This window comes from Pseudoalteromonas marina (assembly GCF_000238335.3).
In the GTDB taxonomy this organism is placed as follows: Bacteria; Pseudomonadota; Gammaproteobacteria; order Enterobacterales; family Alteromonadaceae; genus Pseudoalteromonas; species Pseudoalteromonas marina.
In genome coordinates, this window is sequence record NZ_AHCB03000012.1 from 122,364 (window position 1) to 143,154 (window position 20,791).

At 40.2% G+C, this 20,791-nt stretch carries 15 protein-coding genes; 9 read left to right on the forward strand and 6 right to left on the reverse strand.

Annotation, left to right across the window (positions count from 1 at the left end):
• Nucleotides 1–24: 24 nt before the first annotated feature.
• A complete protein-coding gene (locus PMAN_RS16500) occupies nucleotides 25–1,092 on the forward strand; it encodes a hypothetical protein (protein WP_010556074.1) in 1,068 nt (355 codons plus the stop codon).
• Between the two features lie 382 nt (nucleotides 1,093–1,474).
• A complete protein-coding gene (locus PMAN_RS16505) occupies nucleotides 1,475–2,572 on the forward strand; it encodes a Fic family protein (protein ID WP_010556073.1) in 1,098 nt (365 codons plus the stop codon).
• A 1,117-nt stretch (nucleotides 2,573–3,689) separates the two neighbouring features.
• On the opposite strand, the gene PMAN_RS16510 is transcribed toward PMAN_RS16505, so the two are convergent.
• Nucleotides 3,690–5,285, reverse strand: coding sequence for a hypothetical protein (locus PMAN_RS16510; protein ID WP_010556072.1), 1,596 nt, complete (start codon nucleotides 5,283–5,285; stop codon nucleotides 3,690–3,692).
• A 168-nt stretch (nucleotides 5,286–5,453) separates the two neighbouring features.
• Complete coding sequence (gene dgt, locus PMAN_RS16515) at nucleotides 5,454–6,920, reverse strand: dGTPase (protein WP_010556071.1); 1,467 nt, start codon at nucleotides 6,918–6,920, stop codon at nucleotides 5,454–5,456.
• 191 nt (nucleotides 6,921–7,111) lie between these two features.
• Between dgt and PMAN_RS16520 the strand changes: the two genes are divergently transcribed.
• Nucleotides 7,112–8,335 (forward strand): alkaline phosphatase family protein, encoded by a 1,224-nt coding sequence (locus PMAN_RS16520; RefSeq protein WP_033035222.1) that lies wholly within the window; start codon nucleotides 7,112–7,114, stop codon nucleotides 8,333–8,335.
• Between the two features lie 125 nt (nucleotides 8,336–8,460).
• Here the strand turns inward: PMAN_RS16520 and PMAN_RS16525 are convergent, their stop codons facing one another.
• Nucleotides 8,461–9,204: a M12 family metallo-peptidase gene (locus PMAN_RS16525; RefSeq protein WP_006793508.1), complete on the reverse strand. Its 744-nt coding sequence runs from the start codon at nucleotides 9,202–9,204 to the stop codon at nucleotides 8,461–8,463.
• 159 nt (nucleotides 9,205–9,363) lie between these two features.
• On the reverse strand, nucleotides 9,364–10,062 hold the full coding sequence (locus tag PMAN_RS16530; protein WP_010556069.1) for a hypothetical protein: 699 nt from the start codon (nucleotides 10,060–10,062) through the stop codon (nucleotides 9,364–9,366).
• Nucleotides 10,063–10,416: 354 nt separating this feature from the next.
• Here PMAN_RS16530 and PMAN_RS16535 point away from each other — a divergent pair, with 354 nt between their 5' ends.
• Nucleotides 10,417–11,574, forward strand: a complete 1,158-nt coding sequence (locus tag PMAN_RS16535; protein WP_006793510.1) for a benzoate/H(+) symporter BenE family transporter — start codon at nucleotides 10,417–10,419, stop codon at nucleotides 11,572–11,574.
• 796 nt (nucleotides 11,575–12,370) lie between these two features.
• Here the strand turns inward: PMAN_RS16535 and hemH are convergent.
• Both hemH and nosR read right to left on the reverse strand, forming a co-directional pair.
• Nucleotides 12,371–13,390: a ferrochelatase gene (gene hemH / locus PMAN_RS16540; RefSeq protein WP_006793511.1), complete on the reverse strand. Its 1,020-nt coding sequence runs from the start codon at nucleotides 13,388–13,390 to the stop codon at nucleotides 12,371–12,373.
• Nucleotides 13,391–13,464: 74 nt separating this feature from the next.
• Nucleotides 13,465–14,799 (reverse strand): response regulator c-di-GMP phosphodiesterase, NosR family, encoded by a 1,335-nt coding sequence (nosR, locus tag PMAN_RS16545; RefSeq protein ID WP_010556068.1) that lies wholly within the window; start codon nucleotides 14,797–14,799, stop codon nucleotides 13,465–13,467.
• A gap of 245 nt (nucleotides 14,800–15,044) precedes the next feature.
• Between nosR and PMAN_RS16550 the strand changes: the two genes are divergently transcribed.
• The 5 genes from PMAN_RS16550 (at nucleotide 15,045) to PMAN_RS16570 (ending at nucleotide 20,684) form a co-directional block, all read left to right on the forward strand.
• Entirely contained in the window at nucleotides 15,045–15,410 is a 366-nt protein-coding gene (locus PMAN_RS16550) for a response regulator (protein ID WP_008133194.1), read from the forward strand.
• Nucleotides 15,407–15,982, forward strand: a complete 576-nt coding sequence (locus PMAN_RS16555; RefSeq protein ID WP_006793514.1) for a chemotaxis protein CheX — start codon at nucleotides 15,407–15,409, stop codon at nucleotides 15,980–15,982. The genes PMAN_RS16550 and PMAN_RS16555 overlap by 4 nt, the downstream gene beginning before the upstream one ends.
• A complete protein-coding gene (locus PMAN_RS16560; protein WP_010556067.1) occupies nucleotides 15,982–17,259 on the forward strand; it encodes a PAS domain-containing sensor histidine kinase in 1,278 nt (425 codons plus the stop codon). Before PMAN_RS16555 ends, PMAN_RS16560 begins: the two co-directional genes overlap by 1 nt.
• A gap of 294 nt (nucleotides 17,260–17,553) precedes the next feature.
• Nucleotides 17,554–19,560: an EAL domain-containing response regulator gene (locus PMAN_RS16565; RefSeq protein ID WP_010556066.1), complete on the forward strand. Its 2,007-nt coding sequence runs from the start codon at nucleotides 17,554–17,556 to the stop codon at nucleotides 19,558–19,560.
• Nucleotides 19,557–20,684, forward strand: coding sequence for an HDOD domain-containing protein (locus PMAN_RS16570; RefSeq protein ID WP_010556065.1), 1,128 nt, complete (start codon nucleotides 19,557–19,559; stop codon nucleotides 20,682–20,684). Before PMAN_RS16565 ends, PMAN_RS16570 begins: the two co-directional genes overlap by 4 nt.
• Nucleotides 20,685–20,791 lie beyond the last annotated feature (107 nt).

Below are 20,791 nucleotides of genomic sequence, written 5' to 3' on the forward strand. Positions count from 1 at the left end.
TAACTATTATGCTGGGCTAATTTAATGAAAATAAAAACACGTCATTTATTGTTGTTGGCTGTGGTGTTGCTGGTTTTACACTTTTTTTATAAACCAAATACCGCTGTGGTTGAAGTAAATAACTATACGCACAAAGCTGAAAATGCTGAGAGTTATACGCATGTGTATACTACTGAAACCGTTAATTATAAGCGTGTTGATAATGTAGCCAGTAAAGTAAAAGCTCAGCCAAAACCTGCCCCAGTGCAGCAAAATAGTTGTGAGTTGATTCATGACCCTGAAGAACTTGAATACGCGCAAAGTGAGCTGTCGCAGTTAAACGATAATCTCGATTTTACAGCCGAACAATTTGATATTGGCCCTTACACCTCTGTTAATTTAATTACCCCTAATGTAAATGACGATTATCATAAAACGCTGCGTATTCGTTTATTTGAAGCATACGAAAAGTATCAAAACTTATTTGGTTTATACCCCGACAAACCCATTTTAATGAACTTGGTTGTACTACCTAATAATTATTACGACGATTATGTGTCGCGCTTTGGGGCTTTACCAAGCAACAATGCGGGGATTTACTTTGGTAAAAATAATACGGCGTTGGTGAGGTTTGACCCGGCCGATCCGCAAAGTAGTTTACGCGTAGCAATTCACGAGGCTATGCATGTTATTAATTTTAATTTAATTGGTATTACCCCTAGTTGGTTAAACGAGGGAATAGCTGAGATTTTTGAAAATACGCTGATTTATAAAACTAACCGAACTATTGCTATTCCTACCTACCGTGTACGCCGGACGTATATGGAGTTTAGGTCGTTAATTGATTCAGAGGCGTTGTGGGAGCAGCAGTCTTACCGAAACGATTTATATGCAAATGCGAATAATTGGTTGGCGTTTTATATTCAGCATAAGCAGGGCAGAAGGGTGTTAAAGGCGATTGTGCAGGCTGAGGCTAAAAACCCGTGCAATACGCTTGATAATGAGGTGATTTTAAATGCGCTTTCTACCTATTTTATAGATTACGAGCAGGCGTATTTAGTGTGGTTAAAGGCATCGCAGCAGGTTGAGGGCGAGTTTATTCCTGTTTATTAAAGTGTGTTAGTTATTTATAAGCGTAATGCACAAAGAGAAGCGAATGAGGAGTAAATGAGAAGAGCAAAGCTACTTGATTTAAGTTATTGGTTTTCATAACGAGTCATTTAATTACTACTCTAAAAGCGGAGCGTCTCTAAACCTCTTTGTGAATAATGGGGTTTTAGGGCTTTAATGCACAAAGAGAAGCGAATGAGAAGAAAATGAGTAGTCAAAGCGCGAAGTAAAATTGCATCTACAAATATTTAAATTACGGTTGCCTATAATTTAAAAAGCGGTGTTGCTTGCAAAACAATGAGGCAATTAATGCCATTAATCGCCTCATTGAATGAGGCAATTAAATCATATAGACTGAAGTTAACTAACTTAAGGGCTAAAGACTATGTGGATATGGCAACAACAAAACTGGCCAAACTTTACGTGGGATTATGCGTCGCTTGCTCCCTTACTAAGTGAACTTTCATATAACCATGGCTTATTAGTGGGCCGTATGGGCGTGCAAAGTGCCCATCAAAAGCAGCAAGCTCTTGATACTTTATTAGCAAATATTATTCACTCTAGTGCGATTGAGGGCGAAAAGCTTAATGCATTTTCGGTTCGCTCTTCGCTCGCTAAAAAGCTCAATATTAACGAAAAGCCTTATCCCACAACTGTGCAAAGCGACAATCTTGCAGAAATTATGCTTGATGCAATAACTAACACAGATTCAGCGCTTGGTTTAGAAAGGGTGCTTAACTGGCATCGTTTATTATTTGCAGATGAGCAAAGCTTGTTTACTAATATTGAGGGCGGCCAGTTGCGTGGCGGTGAGCCAATGCAGGTGGTATCAGGGCGTTTAGATAAACCGGTATTACATTTTACAGCGCCACCTAAAAAGTTAGTAAACAAAGAGCTGTCGCTTTTTTTTGATTGGTTCAACACCACGCAAAACGATCCACAAATAGACCCTTTTATTCGTGCTGCTATTGCACACTTGTGGTTTGTAACAATACATCCGCTTGAAGATGGTAACGGGCGCATAACACGTCTTATAACCGACCTGGCTTTAGCACAAAAGTATGCAGAGTCTATTCGGTTTTATGCTATGTCGGTGGCTATTTTAGACGATCGAAAAAGCTACTACGAGGTGCTAGAGGCCACGCAGCGTGGCGGGCTTTGTATAACACAGTGGATTAAATGGTTTTTAAATACGCTTAATAATGCGATACACCATACGCTTAAAAATATTGAGCAAACAGTTTTAAAAACTAATTACTGGGCAAGTAAAGAGCAAACAAAACTAAGTGAGCAACAAGTAAAAGTAATTAATAAATTACTCGATGGCCAATTTGAGCACGGAATTAGTGCCAGTCAGTATCAAAAGGTAGCTAAAGTCAGTCGTGCGACTGCCACACGGCATTTAGCCGATTTACAAACATTAGGTTTCATAACAAAAACAGCTGCCGGTGGGCGCAGTACACGTTACACAGTTGCTCAATGAGGCAATTAAATGGCTATTTGACTCATTGATTGAGGCAAATAGGTGTGTTTAAGTTAAACGAGTAGTGCTGAATGCTTTAATTAAAGCGAAAGGTAAACTTTCGTCCATAATTTAAAAGCTTTGCTTTTAGGGCTTTAATGCACAAAGAGAAGCGAATGAGGAGTAAATGAGAAGCCAAGTGATGGTGTTAAGTGATCTTTTTATTACCACAGAGCACACCGAGGCGCTTCGCGCTACACAGAGAAAACATTAGTAATGTTAGTTACTTCTCCGCATCTTTTTTCTTAACTTTTGGTGCTGAAACAATCACGTTTCAACCCCCGTAAAAGCGTTGCTTTTAAACGCCAGCAAGCTGCGCGTCTACCAGTAAATTGAACCTCTTTTTGAATAATAGGCTTTTAGGGCTTTAATGAACAAAGAGAAGCGAATGAGGAGTAAATGAGAAGCCAAGCCATTTGATTTATTGGTTTTTTAATCACGAGTCACTTAATCACTTCTCTAAAAGCGCAGCGTCTCTTACCCTCTTTGTGAATCATTGGTTTTAAAGATGTAATGCACAAAGGGAAGCGAATGAGAAGCCAGAGTGAATAGGGCTACTTTTAGCTTGGTTTTGTAGACGTAGAGCTTGCTCACGTTAGAAGCGCAGCTTCTTGCTAAAAAATAAATATCACCACAGAGTACACCGAGGCGCTTACGGTTAAAAATCAAAGCGCGAAGTAAAATTGTGTCTGCGGATGTTTAAATTACAGTTTCCTATAATTTCAAAGCGGTAGTGCAAGCAAAATAATGAGGCAATTAACCCTACCATTTGCCTCATTTTATGAGGCAAATAGCGGTGTTTAAGTTTAACGAGTAGTGCTTGATGTTTTAATTAAAGCGTAAGGTAAACTTTGTTTCATAATTAAAAGCTTCGCTTTTCGCGCAAGCAAGCTTTGCGCCTACGGTGTTTGTTGCAAGCGCTGGTATTTAATTACTGATCTTGAGCTTGCTCACGTTAGAAGTAAAGTTTCCCATTATTAAGCACAATCACTACCTCTAAAAGCGGAGCGTCTCTTACCCTCTTTGTGAATAATGGATTTTTAGGGCTTTAATGCACAAAGAGGAGTGAGTAGGGTTGTTACTCTTTTGTTTGTAGCTTTTTAGCGCGTTCTTCTGCGTCTATTAGTGCTTGTGATTTAGGGGGGCGTTGTTTTTCTTCTATTTTGGGTTTTTCGGCTGAGTTTGGGTCCCAACTTGCGTCAAGTGATAGGTTGGCAAATGGGTTGCTGTTATCTGCTTTTTTAGGCTCGGCTTTTGCCTCAGATGCTTCTGGCTCTGGTTGAATTGTTTCACGGGTGTTTTGTGGCGCTGGTGGCTCCGGCTCAGTTTGTGTTGGCTCTGTTTTACGTGGTTTTTTCTTTTTGCCGGGGAGTGGTGCATTAGGATCGAACGTGCGCACTTCGGGCTCTTTAAAGTCGTGTTCAGTTTTAAATGCAGGCGCTTCTGGCTCGGATTTATCTAATTTAGTAGGTGTACTTGTTGGTAGCGGCTCAGGTGTTTGCTCTGCTGGTTGTTCAGTATTTTCTATAGGCTTTGCTGGTGTTGGCTCTGGTTTTACTGGGCTGTGCTTACGCTGTTTTTTTACAGGTTTTGCATCTGGATCAAAGTCGCGTACTTGCGGTTCGTTAAAGCTGCTGGCGTTTTTAATACGCTCTAACGTAGTTTTAGCTGCGGCTTCAAACTCGGCGGTATTAGGTTGTTGTTTTTCTTCGCTTGGTTTGTCATTAGTAACGGCGTTGTTAGTAGGGGCCTTTGGCTCTGCTGCTTCTGCAGCCGATTGCTCACTGGGTGCCGGTGTTTTGTGTGTAGTTTTTGGTTGCTGTTGCTCTGAGGTTACATTAGCTGTTTGTTTTTCGGCGCTTTGTGTATTTTGTGTTTGCGTACTAACTGCTGTAACGGCTGCGCTGGCATTGGTTTGTTTTGCGCGGCGCAAACGAATGATCACCATTGCGCCAATAAGCACAACCAGTACTAATACAAAACTTGGTAATAATAACGAGCTAGGTTGCTGGCGCGCTGGTTGCGGAGTAATCACTGGCGCTGGTTTTATCACCGGCGCTACTGATGGCTCTGTGGGTTGTATAACCGGTGTCGCTTGCTCTGTTACTTGGCTTTGCGCTGGCTCTTGTACTTTTTTTGATCCTTCTTCAAGCATTTTTGCTGAGACTTGTTCACGTTTTTGAGTTGTTATTGGCTCTGCTAGCGTTTGGTTATCAGCTGTGTTGTTAGGCTCTTTCTTTTCAGTAGGTGTAGGTTGTGTAGGCTCTACATTAATGGTTACTTCGCTTGCGTTAGCGTCAATCATGTCGCTAATTTGCTGTTTTTGCTCATCGGTTAAGTTAAGTGTTTTTTCGTCAATTAGCCCATCGGTGGTTTGGATAGTGGGCTCAATAACCGGAGCAGGTTGCACATTGTTTGGTTGTGGTTGGGTTACTATTACGCTTTGCTCTGGCTCTTTTACTACTGGTTTAGGCTGAGTAAGTACTTGCTTAGTTTTGTTACAATGTTTTTTATAGTCACGCGCCGCTTTACGGTATTTTTCGCTTGTTTTGTTATTACTGTATTGCTGTACTTCTTGCTTTATAAGTATGCACATTGCTTCGTTATAAGCAGCGCTATTAACACTATAAAATAAGGCAAAACAAAGCGTCAGGCGTGTGAGTAAAGTGGTCATAAGGGCGGTTAGCGTTTAAACATTAATAAGTTGATTTTAAGCGTAAAATTAAAAATTATCTAGGGGAGTATTACGCTTAATGGCGGGCGAATATGGCTAAGCTTATTTGCTTCAATATTAAAGCTTAGCCAGGCGGTTATTAAATAGCGCTGAGTAAGCGCTATTTTATTAGCTTATTACCATTAGGCTGCGGTATTCGTCGTAGGCAAATTGGTCGGTCATGCCGCTAATGTAATCTTGAATTAACCGGCATCGGTAATAAAATTCGTAGGCTGCAAAGTGGTCGGGCTCTTCTTGCATGGCGTCTATGGCATGTTGGTAGCTGTTTAAGTGCTTTTTAGAGAGTTTTTTAACAAGCCTTGATTCTATTAGTAGGCGTTTGTCGCCATTTAGTGCGCGTTTAAAGTCGTCGCTTGTTAATTGCAGTAGTGGTTTGTAGCTGTCGAGTAGGCCGTTAATGATTCTGTAGCCTTGTAGCTCAAGCTTTTCAACTTCTTTATCTGAAAACACATGCGCTTGGGCAACTTGTTTAAGCGTTTGTGTTACGGCGTGCAAGTGGCTTCGGTCTTCTAGTAGAGCATGGTTAAAGTCGCCGTGATAAATGGGTTCTATGTTTTCTATAAAGCGTTTTGCGGCATGATTAACTAGCGGGTGCAGCAGGGCTACACGTAGGTATATAAAAAATTCGCTATTAAAGTTATACGGTTGTGCTTTGGCACGCTCTAGTGCGTAGTTTACCGCTTTGCTAACAAAGTCTTGGTGTTCGGTGTCGTCAATGGTTAGGTTTATAAGTACTTTTTGATAGTGATTTTTAAGCACGGTGCACAGTAGCTCAATGGTTATTATGCCTTTTTCTACGGCGTCTTCTATGTCGGCTAGGCAGTACGATATATCGTCGGCGGCTTCCATTATGTAACTGGCCGGATGGCGACAGTAGGGCTCTATGGTTAACTCGTTTTGTAATGCTTCAATAAAGGCTTTTTCACTGTAGTAGTAGCCTACTTTTTTCATTAAGTAGTTTTTATTTTGGGGTATGTCTTTTACATCAAGCCCTGCTGGGCGAGTATATTTTAAAATACCTGCACTTTGGCTGTAGGTTAGGTTAAGGGTTTGCAACGAGTGAATAATACGAATGCCCTGGGCGTTGCCTTCAAAGTTGCAAATGTCTTGCGCTAGGTGCTTAAAAATAACGCCTATGCCGGTGTTTGGCTCGCGGCATCGCTCGGGCGTTACACTGGCTAAATTAGTATTAAACCAGTGGTTTATTGCGGCTTCGCCAAAGTGGCCAAAAGGTGGGTTGCCAATATCGTGCATTAGGCAGGCCATTTCTACTAGGCTTTCGAGTGGGCGTTCTAGGTCGGTTAAGCCATAATCTTTTTGTTGCTCAAAGCTTAGGTTGGCAAAAATACGTTGTACAATAAAGCGCCCAACTTGTTGTACTTCAAGCGAGTGGGTTAACCTTGAACGCACAGCGGCGTTTCGCTCAAGCGGAAATACTTGTGTTTTTTGTTGCAAGCGACGAATAGCGGCGCTGTTCATTATGCGGCCACGGTCGCTTTCGAGCGCCATTTGTAAATTAGAGGTGGTTCTGTACATACGCGCGGGGGTTATTTTTTTACTAAAGTCGATGGTCATCGGTGTCCTTGTTTTGTGGCGATGACTGGCAAGTTAAATGCGCGTTGTCATTCGTTTTTAATACTTACTAGTTAATATATACACCTAGAGGAGTTAGGTACAGGTGCTTGTATCATTTAAGGCCTGGCAATTGTATTATAAAGTTATATTTTTCAGTATTTAACGTATTTTAATGTAGGCGAGTATTTGTAATGAAGTATGGATTTGTAAAGGCGATGATGTGGGCACTTTTGGTGTTAACCAGCCATACGGCGTTTGCAGCAAAAGAGCAAACGGTAGTACTTGTGTCGATTGACGGTTTTAGGTGGGACTACATTGAAAAACACGGCGCACCTAATTTAAAAGCTATGGCTGATAAAGGCGTAAGGGCACAAAAGTTAATACCGGTTTACCCCACAAAAACGTTTCCTAATCATATTTCTATTGTGACTGGGTTATTGCCAGTGAATCACGGCATTGTTGATAACAAATTTTGCGACAAAGCGCGTAATAACGAATGTTACAGCATGGGTAAAGCATTAGGCGACAGCACGTGGGTAAAAGGCATTCCGCTGTGGAACTTAGCTAAAATGCAGGGGCTTAAGTCGGCGGCGTATTTTTGGCCTGAATCGGATGCGCGTTTTAATGGTATGACCCCCGACTATTTTTATCATTACTCTAAGCATAGTGAGTACCAAGGCCGGGTTGATCAAATTATTCAGTGGTTGAGCTTACCTAAAGCGCAGCGCCCTCGGTTTGTTGCGAGTTATTTTTCGTTAGTCGATAGCATGGGGCACGAATTTGGCCCCGATGCACCACAAACACGTGATGCAGTTAAACAGCTCGATACGTTAATGAGGCAGTTACACGCGCGTTTAAGTAAATTAGAACAAGATGTGAACTTAGTGATTGTGTCGGACCATGGTATGGCGGTTGTTGATCCTGATAAAAGCATTTTGTTGAACACGTTACCTAGTGATGACGGTTTTATAGTTAAAAATACGGGGCCGCGTTTACTAATATATGCAAAACCCGAAACCAGCGTAACCGACATAGCCAATTACAAAGCGCGTTTACGCGAGGCGGCAAATGGCCGTTATACAGTGTTAACTGATGAGCAGTTGGCTGGGTATCATTATAATAAAGGGAGCCGAGTGGGCGATATTATAGTGCAAACTAACGCGCCTGCGGTATTTACCAGTAAGGGTAAATCGACTTATGTTGGCACACACGGTTACGCTTACACAGACGACATGGCAGCCACGTTTATTGCAACTGGGCCTGCATTTAAACAAGGTGTAAGCCTTAAAAAAGTAAATAACCTCGACATATACCCGGTGCTTGCAAAAGTAATGGGCTTAAAGCTATTAAATAAGGTAGATGGCGATGGCAAAACGTTAATGCCAGCTATTAAGCAAAAGGTTGTTGTGCATTAAAAAGAGCGCATAACGCGCTCCAAAGGGACTAATATCAATCCGCAAAATAGATCACTTAATTAAACGGATTGGACTAACAAAATAACGTAAGCGGGCATTACATATGCCCGCTTTTTTGTGCTCATTTATTTAAAGTTAGCAATACTTGTTTTTGTAGCCGTTACAGTGCGAATTGCGTATGCCTGGTTTGTAATACCGTAAGGAATACCGTTTACGCTCCAATTTGGGTTAGAGAAGTAATCGTACTGTGTTGCGCTACCAAATACTTGTGGGTACGCCATGATACTTGCAAACTCGTTTTGTACACCGTGGCCCATGCCGTCAGTGTAAACACCACCCGACGTATCACCTTGTTTACGTGAATGCGCTAAGCCTTGGTTATGGCCTAGCTCGTGTACAAATGTGCTTGCGCCACAGTCAATCGCTGTTATTGAGTACATACGATCGCTCATTGAGCTGTAAAGGTTGCCGTTTGTACCTTGCCCAACCCATGCTAAACCACATGAAATTAAGCCAGCACCTGCACTTTGACCCATACCTAGCACTGCTACCATATCGGCTTTCCAGCCTGTGCGTAGGTTATCTACGTAGCTGCTGTTTGTTACTGCATTAAGCCAATCTTCAGATGGAGTAATTGCGTAGTCGCCTAAGTTTTGCGAGCCCACTAAACGCAGCGTAATGTCTACGCCATTTTGGCTGTAAACTTGATTACTAAACGCAATAAGCTGGTTAATTTTTGTATTAATATTGCTGGTTGCTGCAGCCGACTGGTCGGTATATAAAATACCAATATCGATTGTTTCTGCTTGAGCTGTGCTTGCAGCGCACAATGCAGCTGCTACTGCTGTTTTGATGATTACATTCTTCATTGTTGTATTTCCTTACTCTTGTAGTGGTTAATATAGTTATTATTAAATTTTGCTTAAGCATAACGAGCACGCTTAAGCAGCCATTTAATGGGGCTTAATATAAAAAATTAGGTAATAGCAATCCGCGATAGCACTTAATTAAGCGAGCGGAATAAGTGATTAGCCGTCGGTTTTAGGGGCAAACATATCGGCAGCGTTATCGGGTTTTGGTTGTGGGGCACTTACGTCGTGCTCAATATGGCTTTTATATAAATCGCGTTTAGCGGCTATCCAGCCGTATTGGCCTTTGCTTTCAAATACGTAGTTACCAGAAGGCGCGGTAAATTGACCGTATATAGCGTCTTTCCCAACGGTAAGTACCGTGTTGTGCATACGTCCGTCAACGCCAAGTACTTTTCCAAAAATACTTTTGTCACCATTGGCCGACTCAATAACGTTAGTGACTTCGGCTGTATAAGTTTCGGTTGTTTGTGGAATAGCTAAATCAAAGTTTTCGCCTGTTTTTAGTGCTTGTAAAGTGGCTAAATCAAACTCTATGTACGCTTCGTTATTAAGATCGGTAGGCAGTACTTTGGCATTGGTAAGTACTGCTTTGGCACGATCTGATAAGCGGTTTACCGCGTCAAAGCTTTCAAATGGAGCTGTTTGTTCTATTTTAGGCGTGGCTTTTATAGGGTCTTTACTCATATCAATAGGCACAGGCGCTTTGGTTGTGCGTGTTTTTTGCAGATCAATAGGAACAAAATCGATCGCTATTGGAGCAGTAGGCTCCTCGGCTTTTTTGGTCTCAATTACTCCTTTGTAAATGGCAAATGCGAGTACCGCAGTAGCAATGGCAGCAATGATTAAACGCTTCATTTGTTTCTCTTTTGGTGTTTTTGGTTAACTATTTGTTACGTTTTATACTAAGTGAGTAATTAGATCAAGTTTGGTTTTATAGTATTAATGTATTGTTTTTTGATTTTTTAAGTTGTTGTAAAGTAATGATTAGCTTATTTTTAGTACATTTTAGGTATTGCTTTTTGTAGGCTTTATGCGGCCTGTGGCGCTTTTATAGGTACTTGTTTGTTTTTTAAAATGCAATAATTTAAAGGCTCAAAATTTTTTAAAATAAAAATGAAAATAATTCACGATTCTTACACTAATAGTTAATTGCATTGTAAAAATGAGCAACGTATGTTGTGTGCATAAAAATAAATGCAAGAGGGATATATGGCGTTTTCAGATCAATTACTTAACCGAGCAACCGCTGGATTAGTGGCAGTGATTATTGGTTTTGCAAGTTCCATTGCATTAATTTATCAGGTTGTGATCACTCTAGGGGGGACGCCTGATTTAGTTGCGAGCTGGATTTTAATGCTAGGTTTAGTAATGGGAACAACCTCAATTGGTTTATCTTACTATTACAAAGTTCCTGTTTTAATTGCATGGTCGACCACTGGGGCTGCTTTGCTTATATCAAGCGCACAGGGATATAACCTAAACGAGGCGGTTGGAGCATTTATGTTTGCCGCGTTGTTGGTTTTTTTGTCGGGTATAACGGGTTGGTTTGAAAAAATAATGAACCGAATACCCAGCGAACTTGCCTGTGCCATGTTAGCGGGCGTGCTGGTTACTTTTGGTATTGATGTATTTAATTTTATGAATGATATGCCCTTAGTTATAGGGTTAATGGTATTGGTTTATTTTGTAGGTAAGCGCTTTTTTGCGCGCTTTGCCATGCTAAGCGTGCTGATTGTGGGGGTGTTATTAGCGTGGCAATTTGGCCATGTAGATACAAGCGCATTGCAGTGGAAAATGAGTCACTTTACCTATATTGCGCCTTCGTTTAATTTACAAGCCTGTATAAGCATTGGTTTACCTTTATATATTGTGACAATGACCTCTCAAAACTTGCCAGGTATTGCTGTGTTAAAGGCGCATAATTACAAAGCGCCTATTTCGGCATCGCTTAATGTGACGGGGCTGGTAAATGTACTTTGTGCGCCGTTTGGGGCGTATTCAATTAATTTAGCTGCGATTACGGCGGCTATTTGTATGAGTGATGAGGCTGATAAAAACCCGGATAAACGCTATTGGGCAAGTATTGCAGGCGGTGTTTTTTACATTTTAATGGCGTTGTGTGCTGCAACTTTAGTCGGTTTGGTGGCAAGTCTGCCGCAGGCACTTATTTTGGCGTTAGCGGGTATCGCTTTGTTTGGCACTATTGCAAATAGTTTGCAGCAAGCGTTAACGGGGTCGCAATATACTGAGGCTGCAATAGTGACGTTTTTGGTTACGGCGTCTGATTTAACGATGTTTTCAGTAGGATCTGCTTTTTGGGGAATTATAGCGGGCGTATGTACAGTAATGATCACTCGTAAAGGTTAATGACGGTGGGTTACTTAAAAGCGCAGCGTCTCTAGACTTCTTTGTGAATAATGGACTTTCAAAACTGTAATGCACAAAGAGGAGTGAATGAGGAGTAAATGAGCAGCTAAAGTGACAAGCGATGTTTTAGTTTATTTTTGTAGACGTAGAGCTTGCTCACGTTAGAAGCGGCAGCTTCTTGTTATTTAATAATAAATATGACCACAGAGCACACCGAGGCGCTTTGCGCTACACAGAGTTTAAAAAATATTGGTTTGGTCACTTCTCCTGGCCTTCACTTCTCGGTGGTGAGTTAATAACTTTATACCCCGTAAAAGCGTTGCTTTTAAACGCCAGCAAGCTGCGCGTCTACCAGTAAATTTAGAAATAATGGACTTTCAAAACTGTAATGCACAAAGAGGAGTGAATGAGGAGTAAATGAGAAGAGCAATACCAATGTTTAGTTTGTTTTTGTAGACGTAGAGCTTGCTCACGTTAGAAGCGGCAGCTTCTTGTTATTTAATAATAAATATGACCACAGAGCACACCGAGGCGCTTTGCGCTACACAGAGTTAAAAAAGTAGTTATTAGTCACTTCTCGGTGTTAAGTTAGTTACGTTTACGAATAAATCGACTAAATGTAAAAGCGTTGCTTTTAAACGCCAGCAAGCTGAGCGTCTACAGGTAAATTCAGCCATGGCATTATAAATGATGGGCTTTTCACTAACTCTAAAAGCGCAGCGTCTCTTACCCTCTTTGTGAATAATGGGCATAAAAAAAGGCGTTAATATTAACGCCTTTTTTTATATTGAGTTGATTACAACATTGGTTTTAACACATCAAATATGGCTTCAATGTGGTCGTCTCTGTCGTTTAAAGCTGGGATGTAGCGGTATTTTTCGCCGCCAGCTTCTTCAAATATTTCGCGGTTTTCGCCTTCTAACTCTTCTAGTGTTTCAAGGCAGTCGGCGCTAAAAGCAGGGCTTATAATTGCCACATCTTTAATGCCTTCGGCTGGCAGGCTTTCTAGCGTTGCATCTGTGTAGGGCTTTAACCACTCTGCTTTACCAAATCGGCTTTGGAAAGTGCTAATGACATTGTCTTTATCAAGGCCAAGCTTTTCAACAACAAGTCGCGTTGTTTGTAAGCACAGGCAATGGTACGGGTCGCCGTTGTCTAAAAATAATTTTGGCATACCGTGGTACGAAAAAACAATTTTTTGCGGCATCCCGTTGGCTGCTAGATCTTCGCTTATGCTATTAGCTAACGATTCAATATAAGTGGTGTTTTTGTGGTAACCGTTTATAAAGTGAAGTTCAGGCACCCAGCGCCATTTGCGTAGCACGCTTGATACAGCGTCAAATGTAGACCCTGTTGTAGGGCTTGAATACTGCGGATACATTGGCATGATAATTATGCGTGTAAGGCCTTTGTCTCTTAGCTCTTCAAGGCCAGCTTCTATTGAAGGGTTGCCATAACGCATGGCCATAACAACTTCGGTGTTTGTGTAGCCTTTTTGCTTTAACAATGTGTTGAGCTTTTCGCTTTGCTGGCGCGTAATGTGCGTGAGAGGCGACCCGTTTTCTGTCCAAATACTTTTGTATAACTTTGCTGAACGTTTTGGACGTACTCGTAAAATAATGCCATGTAATATGATCATCCAAACAAGGCGTGGTATTTCTACTATGCGTGGGTCAGATAAAAACTCGCGTAAGTAAATACGCAGTGCCGCGGCCGTTGGGGCGTCTGGGCTCCCTAAGTTAGTGAGTAATATTCCCGTTTTTTGATTAAAACGCCCGTCGTGGGGATTGTCGGTTACGGCAGAAAATCGCGACACGTTGTGCTCCTTCAAGCAAAGTTATATGTATATTTTAGGCTTATTGTAACGAAAAAAAGCCTGCTTTAGATCAATCATTTAGCGCTTTTAATCATAATTCTAAAGGGGGTTGGTTTTTTTGCTTCAAGTTGTTGTAACTTTTCAATTGATTTACGGCTAAACACATGGCCTTTAGGTAATAACATGATGCCAGTGTGGCTTTGTATCGAGTTCCCCAATACCATATTTTCTTTAAGCTCTTGAGCATTACAAATAGTGACCGACCCCGCTGTGCTTTTCTTCTCTTTCATTTTATTGTGGCTGGCTTCAAGTGCTCGCACAATTTTTGGATGATAAAACGTACCACTGTAAAGTTTTATAGTGTCGAGTGCGTGCTGATGATGTTCGGCCTCGTTATCGCCCACACTTTGTTCATAGGCTTCCCAATAATCACGTGCAACGCTTAAAACCATGGCGCCAATGGGTATTTCGTTACCCGAAAGCCCTTTAGGTAACCCGTTGCCGTTATAGCGCTCATATTGATAGTAAATAGCATCAGATACATCGTGTAAATGCAGTGCAGGCATAAGCATTAGCTGCGCGGTGCTTGGGTGTGTGTAAAAGGTTTTGCGTTGTGCTTCGGTTAGTTTATTCACTGGTTTTTTATAAAGATCGGGGTCCATGGCTAGCAATCCTATTTGTGCTAGGTAACCCGCAGTTGGCGCAAGTTCGATACTTTTTTGCGATGTATTTAGATACAAGGCTATATGCGTACAGGTATTGGCAATGTTTTGTGCTCTGTTACCATCGAGATAAGGGTTTGCATTAATAAAATTGTAGAGCAGTTCTACGGTAGATTTATGCTCGTTTTTTTCTCGTTCATTTGCTTTTTCAAGCTGCCTGAGCACTTGTTTTATTTGCTTTGTACGCTTTTCTACTCTGAGTTCTAACGACTGGTTCAGTTCGGTTAATTGCGCATTTTGTTTTTTGACATGCGCTTGAAGTAGTTCGTTGTGCTTTTTTAAGCGAAACTTTTCAACTGCTGATTTTATAACCCCGATTAAGTGATCGTTTTGCCAAGGCTTTTGAATGTAGGCGTTAATACCCCCATCGTTTACTGCACTAACCGTTGACTCTAGATCAGAATAGCCCGTTAGCAAAATACGTTGAGTATCAGGAGCTAGCTTTTTTGCTTTGGCTAAAAACTCTGCGCCGCTCATTTTGGGCATACGCATGTCACTTATGACCACATCAAACTGTGTGGCTGTCATTTTTTGAAGTGCGTCGTGTCCGTCGGTCGATACAACCACATTAAATTTGTTCATTCGTAACAGCCGTACAAGTGACTTTAAAACACTTGCTTCGTCGTCTAGGCATAAAATGTGGGCAGGTCTGTTGTTAAATTCTTCTAGTTCAGAGGTTTTTTGCATAAAAGTAAAGCCAGCCAAATCTGATATACGGTTAAATTTAGTCTAACCTCGGCTTATAAACAACTGAATTGGCGGATTTTATTAATCGCAACAAACTTTATTAAAGCGTCAATTTAAATTGCATAAAAAAACAATTAAAACCCCGCATAAAAAGCGAATTTTAGGCTATTTTTTTTGCAGAAATTACTAATTACTTCTACTCTAAAACAGAAGGTTACGTACTAATATTGTATAGCGAGGACTGTATGCCAATACCGGTTACAATAGCTGATGACTCAGCACTTTCAAGAAAAACAATTAAACGCGCACTTCCTGAAGATTGGGATATTACAATTCACGAAGCCAAAAATGGGGTTGAAGCGCTAGATGCTGTGCATGCCGGGTTAGCAGAGGTACTGTTTTTAGACTTGCAAATGCCACAAATGGATGGCTTTGAAGTGTTAAAAGAGCTGCAGCAAGAGCATCAAAAAACCATTGTTATAGTGATTAGCGCAGATATTCAACCTGCAGCACAGGCGCTTGTTAGCTCTATGGGCGCTTTTAGGTTTTTACAAAAGCCTTTAAAAGCCGACCAATTACGCGAAACCTTGCTGGATGTTGGCTTGTTATGATTGAAATAAACGAAGACGAGCGCGATGCGCTTCAAGAAATAATGAACATTTCTATGGGGCAAGCGGCCGATGCGCTTGCTCGACTTATTCAAACCAAAGTGTCTTTGTCTATTCCTGCTATTCAAGCAATGTCTCCTGAAGATTTTCAGGGAATGATTAATAGCCTTTCAAATAACTGGTTTGCACGACAGTCGTTCACGGGCACTATTCGTGGTGAAGTGATAATGAGCATGCACAAAGACGGTTGCAATGCGTTGGCTGAAGTAATGGATTTTGACTTACCGCTTGATGAAGCCGCAACAGAAGAACTTGTTTTAGAAATTACCAATATTTTATCTGCTGCTTGCCTACAAGGCTTTACCAGTCAGCTTGAGTTATCAACGCAATTAAATATGCCTGCGTTTTATTATCCGGTGCAATCTGCTCACAGTAATGAGTGGTCGTCTATTTTAATTATAGAAGTTGAATTTTTTATTGAGCAAATGCAATTCGATGCGCGCATACTCATTGGCTTAAGTGAAGGGTCTATTGAACAGCTGTTAATACCAATCAAAGCCTTATTGGAGGATTGATGGAAAAAAGCGAGTTTGAACGCGTCATTGAGCAACTTCCTATTGGTGCCTGTATTATAAATCAGGATATGACAATCACTTTCGCTAACCCTACGTTTTTAGGTGGATTAACTATTCGCCAACCCGATTTAGTTGGCCAACCTCTATTAACTGTATTTGAAGAACAAGCGCGTTTTTTAAAACGTAAAATTGACAGTGTATTTATTTTAAAAAACCCAAGCTTTAGTTACTGGCAACAACGCCCCCATGTATTCCCCATGCGAAGCAGTCGACCCATTACAGGGGATGAATCGCAAATGTACCAAAATGTGCAATTTATGCCGCTATCAAATGAAAATGCAGAGGTTACGCATGTCAGTATTTTTGTGACAGATGTAACCGCAGAGGCCAGTTATTTTATTCAGCAATCTGATTTAAAAAATGCGCTAGAAGACGAGCATCAACAATTAAAGGCACTGCATCAAGAGTTAAAAGTAGCGCAAAAGAAAATGCTGCAATCAGAAAAAATGGCGTCTATAGGTCAGTTGGCCGCAGGGGTTGCACATGAAATTAATAACCCAATAGGGTTTGTGAGCTCAAACCTAGAAACGCTCAAGGATTATGCGTTAAAACTAATAAAAACAACGCAGACGCAAAAAAAAATCATTGTAAAACAGGCTGAAGATCGCTTTATTAAATTACTTGAGGATGTATACGAACGCCAGGGTGTTGACTTTATAATAGAAGATTTACCGGAGCTACTCGATGAGTCGCTAGATGGTGCAGAGCGAGTTAAAAAAATTGTTAATAGCTTACGAGATTTTGCATTAAGCGATGAAGAAAGCTGGATGGAAGTAGACTTATGCGCTGAGATTGAGTCTACTTTGATTGTGTTAAAAAATGAGCTCAAATATAAAGTTCAAATTGAAAAGCAGTTCCCTGCAGAGCCTGTTTTTTTATGGGGTAAGGCCAGTAAAATACGGCAACTCTTGTTTAATACTATTTTAAACTCGTTACAGGCTATGGTTTCTGGAGGAACACTGACCATTGAGTGTAAGCAAGAGCAAGACAAAATAAGGCTTATTATTGAAGACACTGGCGCAGGTATTGCTGAGTCTGATTTAGAGCGAATTTTTGACCCCTTTTATACAACCAAAGAGGTTGGGCAAGGTACCGGTTTAGGCTTGTCTGAGGTGTACACCATTATTGAAGAGCACGAGGCAAGTGTTGATGTACTGAGTAAAGTGGGTGAAGGCAGTCGCTTTGTGTTTGTTTTCAATACCCCAAAAAGTTCATGAGTTAAAAAACAGCGCTAAGAGAGGCATGTTTTGTGACTAAAGGTTGATTGAATAGTGTTGCTGGTATTGTTTATTATTAGCTAATTATATTGGATTGGTATTTTTTATTATATTAATTCTTTACGATTGGATTGGTGGTTTGTAGATAGCAAGTGATATATTTGCATTAGGGTTACATGTTATTTAAATGTAAATTACTGTTACCCTATCATTTTAATGACGGCAGGCTTTTTAAGTACTGTTGTATTAGCTGTTTTGATCTTTTTTAAGATTGAATAACAATAGGAGCCAATAGTGGAACCTAGTATCCTTTTGGTTGATGATGAAGTTAATGTTTTGCGCTCTTTACGGCGTGTATTGCAGCGCGCCGGCTTTAAGGTAAGTGTAGCCGAAAGTGGCCCTGAGGCGCTTGAATACTTAAAAACAAGCGACGTATCTATTATTGTGACTGACTACCGAATGCCTAATATGACAGGGGCTGATTTACTTCGAGAAGTTAAAATTCACTGGCCAGAAATAATAAATATAGTGCTTAGTGGTCATGCAGATTTTAATTCGGTGGTTGAGCTTCTTAACCAAGGACTGGCGATTAAGTTTTTACAAAAGCCTTGGAATGAAAATGAACTGATAACAACCATTGAACAAGCGCAACAACTCTATTGCAAGCGTATTGCTCAGCACGAGCGTGACCAACTACTTTTAGGTAGCGTTACCGCGCTTATTGAAATAGACGAAAATGGTAAAATAAACCGTTTTAATGCGCCTGCGCAGTCTTTGTTTTCAGGTTTATACAGCTTTGTTGATGATTACATAATTAATATAGACGCACAGCCAAATAAAGACGATTTGACGGCCTTTTTAAGTAATAAAACCAATATGTTATTTATTGCTCGTAAATGCGCAGAAAGCGAAAAAGAATACGAGTTTATTTTGGAACGCTATTGGTCTGATGATTTTTGTCAGTTACTTAAGCTGTCGGTTAACCCTAGTAAGTCGAGTGACAAATTTTTAATAGAAAGCTTTGGTGATTTTTTAATTAAAGAACCTGCTTTTTATCAACAGCTAAATGATTATGAAAGTGAAAACACTAGCTACACGGTTATTTTTATCGGTATTGCTAAATTTGAACTTATTGCTGATTTATTAGATTACCAAAGCGCTTACGAGTTTACACATTTGCTTGCAAAAGTATTGCACAATACCTTTGGTGAAAAGGTAAAAATGTGTCAAAAGCATTCTAACCAGTTTATGTTATCTGTACCTCACGCAAGTAACGATGCCACATTACTTGCCGCTCTTAATAAAACAATGAGCTTATTTAGCGATGCGATACCCCAGCGTTATAAAGGAATGAGTTTAGAGCTTTATGGGGTTTACGGCATTTTTCCTGAAGATGTTTTGTCAGGTAAGGAACTTATAAATCATCTTAGCCTGAACATGAATTACCTAGCAAAAAAACAGCAACGCTTTTTTACACGCTTTGATGCAGAGTTAGTGAACGATTACCGAAAAAACTTTGAACTAAGTAGGCTGCTTTTTAAAGCAATTGATAACGAAGAATTTAGTTTATGTTTTCAGCCAAAAATAGATTTAAAAACACATAAGGTAAGTGGTGCTGAGGTGCTTATTAGGTGGTATGAGCCGACAAAGTATGGGTGGGTGTCTCCGGCTTTGTTTATTCCTATTTCTGAATGTGATGGCCAAATTATTGCTATAAGTCGATTTGTAATTTCACAAAGTTTTAAACAGCTTAAGCAATGGAACATGCAAAAAGTTGAAGTAGGTAAACTCGCTATAAACCTTTCTGCTCGGCAAATTAAAGAAGACCCTGAATGGATAGACTTTATGCTTGAGTCTCTAAATGAGAACAACCTCAGTGCATCAAACATTCAGTTTGAGTTAACAGAAACCTACCTAATGGATGATCTAACAAAATGCCAACTACAAATAACCAGATTAAGAAGCTTAGGGTTTGAAGTCCAAATTGATGATTTTGGTATAGGTTATTCATCACTTGCGTATCTTTCAAAGTTATCAATCGATGGCATAAAATTAGATAAAGAGCTGATAAGTGGTTTAGATTCATCCCTTGAAATGCAAAGTATGATCAGAAACATTGTGCGTATGTCCCATGATCTTAATTTAAAGGTGATTGCAGAAGGAGTCGAAACGGCTCACGAATGTAAATTGGTAGAAAGACTTGGCTGTGATTATATTCAAGGCTTTTATTTTTCTAGACCTTTGCCTGCGGATGAGTTTTATGATTACTTAATAAATACAAATGTGCGCGGTGATGAATGAAAACAATGAGAGTAGTTTTATTTGACGACGAGCTGTTTATATTAAAGGCGCTACAGAGAACTATTAACAGAATATACCCCGCTGCTGACGTTATTACGGTGAGTGAAATAAATGAATTTTGGTCTGTGCTTAAAAATAATAAATCAATAGACCTAATTATAAGCGATTACTTAATGCCGCACGTTAATGGATTAGATGTGTTAGAGCGCTGTTTAATTGAAAATTCGTACCCAGTGAGGGCTTTGCTCACGGGGGACCCGTCGTTAACCGAAAAAATGCGTCAATGTAACGTTGTGCATATGTATCTTGCTAAACCATTTAATAAAGACGATTTAATACTTTTGTTTAACAATGTGGCAGAATTAAAAGCACTCCCGTTTTCAGAAAGTATGAGAAGAAAACTGGGGGCAATGTCTAGCTTTCCGGTTTATCCTTCACTGCTGCAAGAGCTCAATACGCTTATTGATAGTGGAGAGTTTGACCTAACTGAAGTAGCCGAGCTTGTCTCTAAGGAGCCTGTTATTGTTGCTAAGTTGCTGCAACTTGCTAACTCGGCCTATTTGGGCTTTACACGTAAAACAGTCTCTATAGAAGAAGCCGTTTCTCGCCTTGGTACGACTATTTTATTGTCAATTAGTACATCATTATTAATGGCAGAAAATTTGCCACCCTCTATATCGGCCATCGATCACGAAAAGCAAATACATGTTGCAACACATTATGCTAGTTGTGTTAAAAAATTTGCACAACATATGGGTATGAATCTAAAAGAGCAGGCTTTGCTATTTTCAGTGGCGCTATTGAGTTTTGTTGGTAAATTAATAAATGTTGAAGAAGTGACGGAGCAACACAAATTAACTGAGCCTGAGCAAAGTATAAATTACCTTCATGTATCTGCTTATATCATGAAATTATGGGGGCAGAGTGCGCAGGTGTGCACATTAATTTTAAACTCTAATGACCTAAAAACCCCCGCTGATAATTTGAGTAATACCCTTTATATTGTTCATCAAAAGCTATTTAATAAGCAGTCTAACGAGGCCCTTATTGTTGGTTGTCAGCAACAGGGGATTTGTTCATCCTTTTGTGAGGCAATAAATACGTTTGAGTGGGAAGTGCTTTAAGTTAGTCTGCCTGTTTATCGTCAATTTACACATTTATTTACAGAACAAAAAGGAGATCTGGTTGCGTATTTTCAGTTTGGCAACTAAATATTAGTTATACAAGCTAT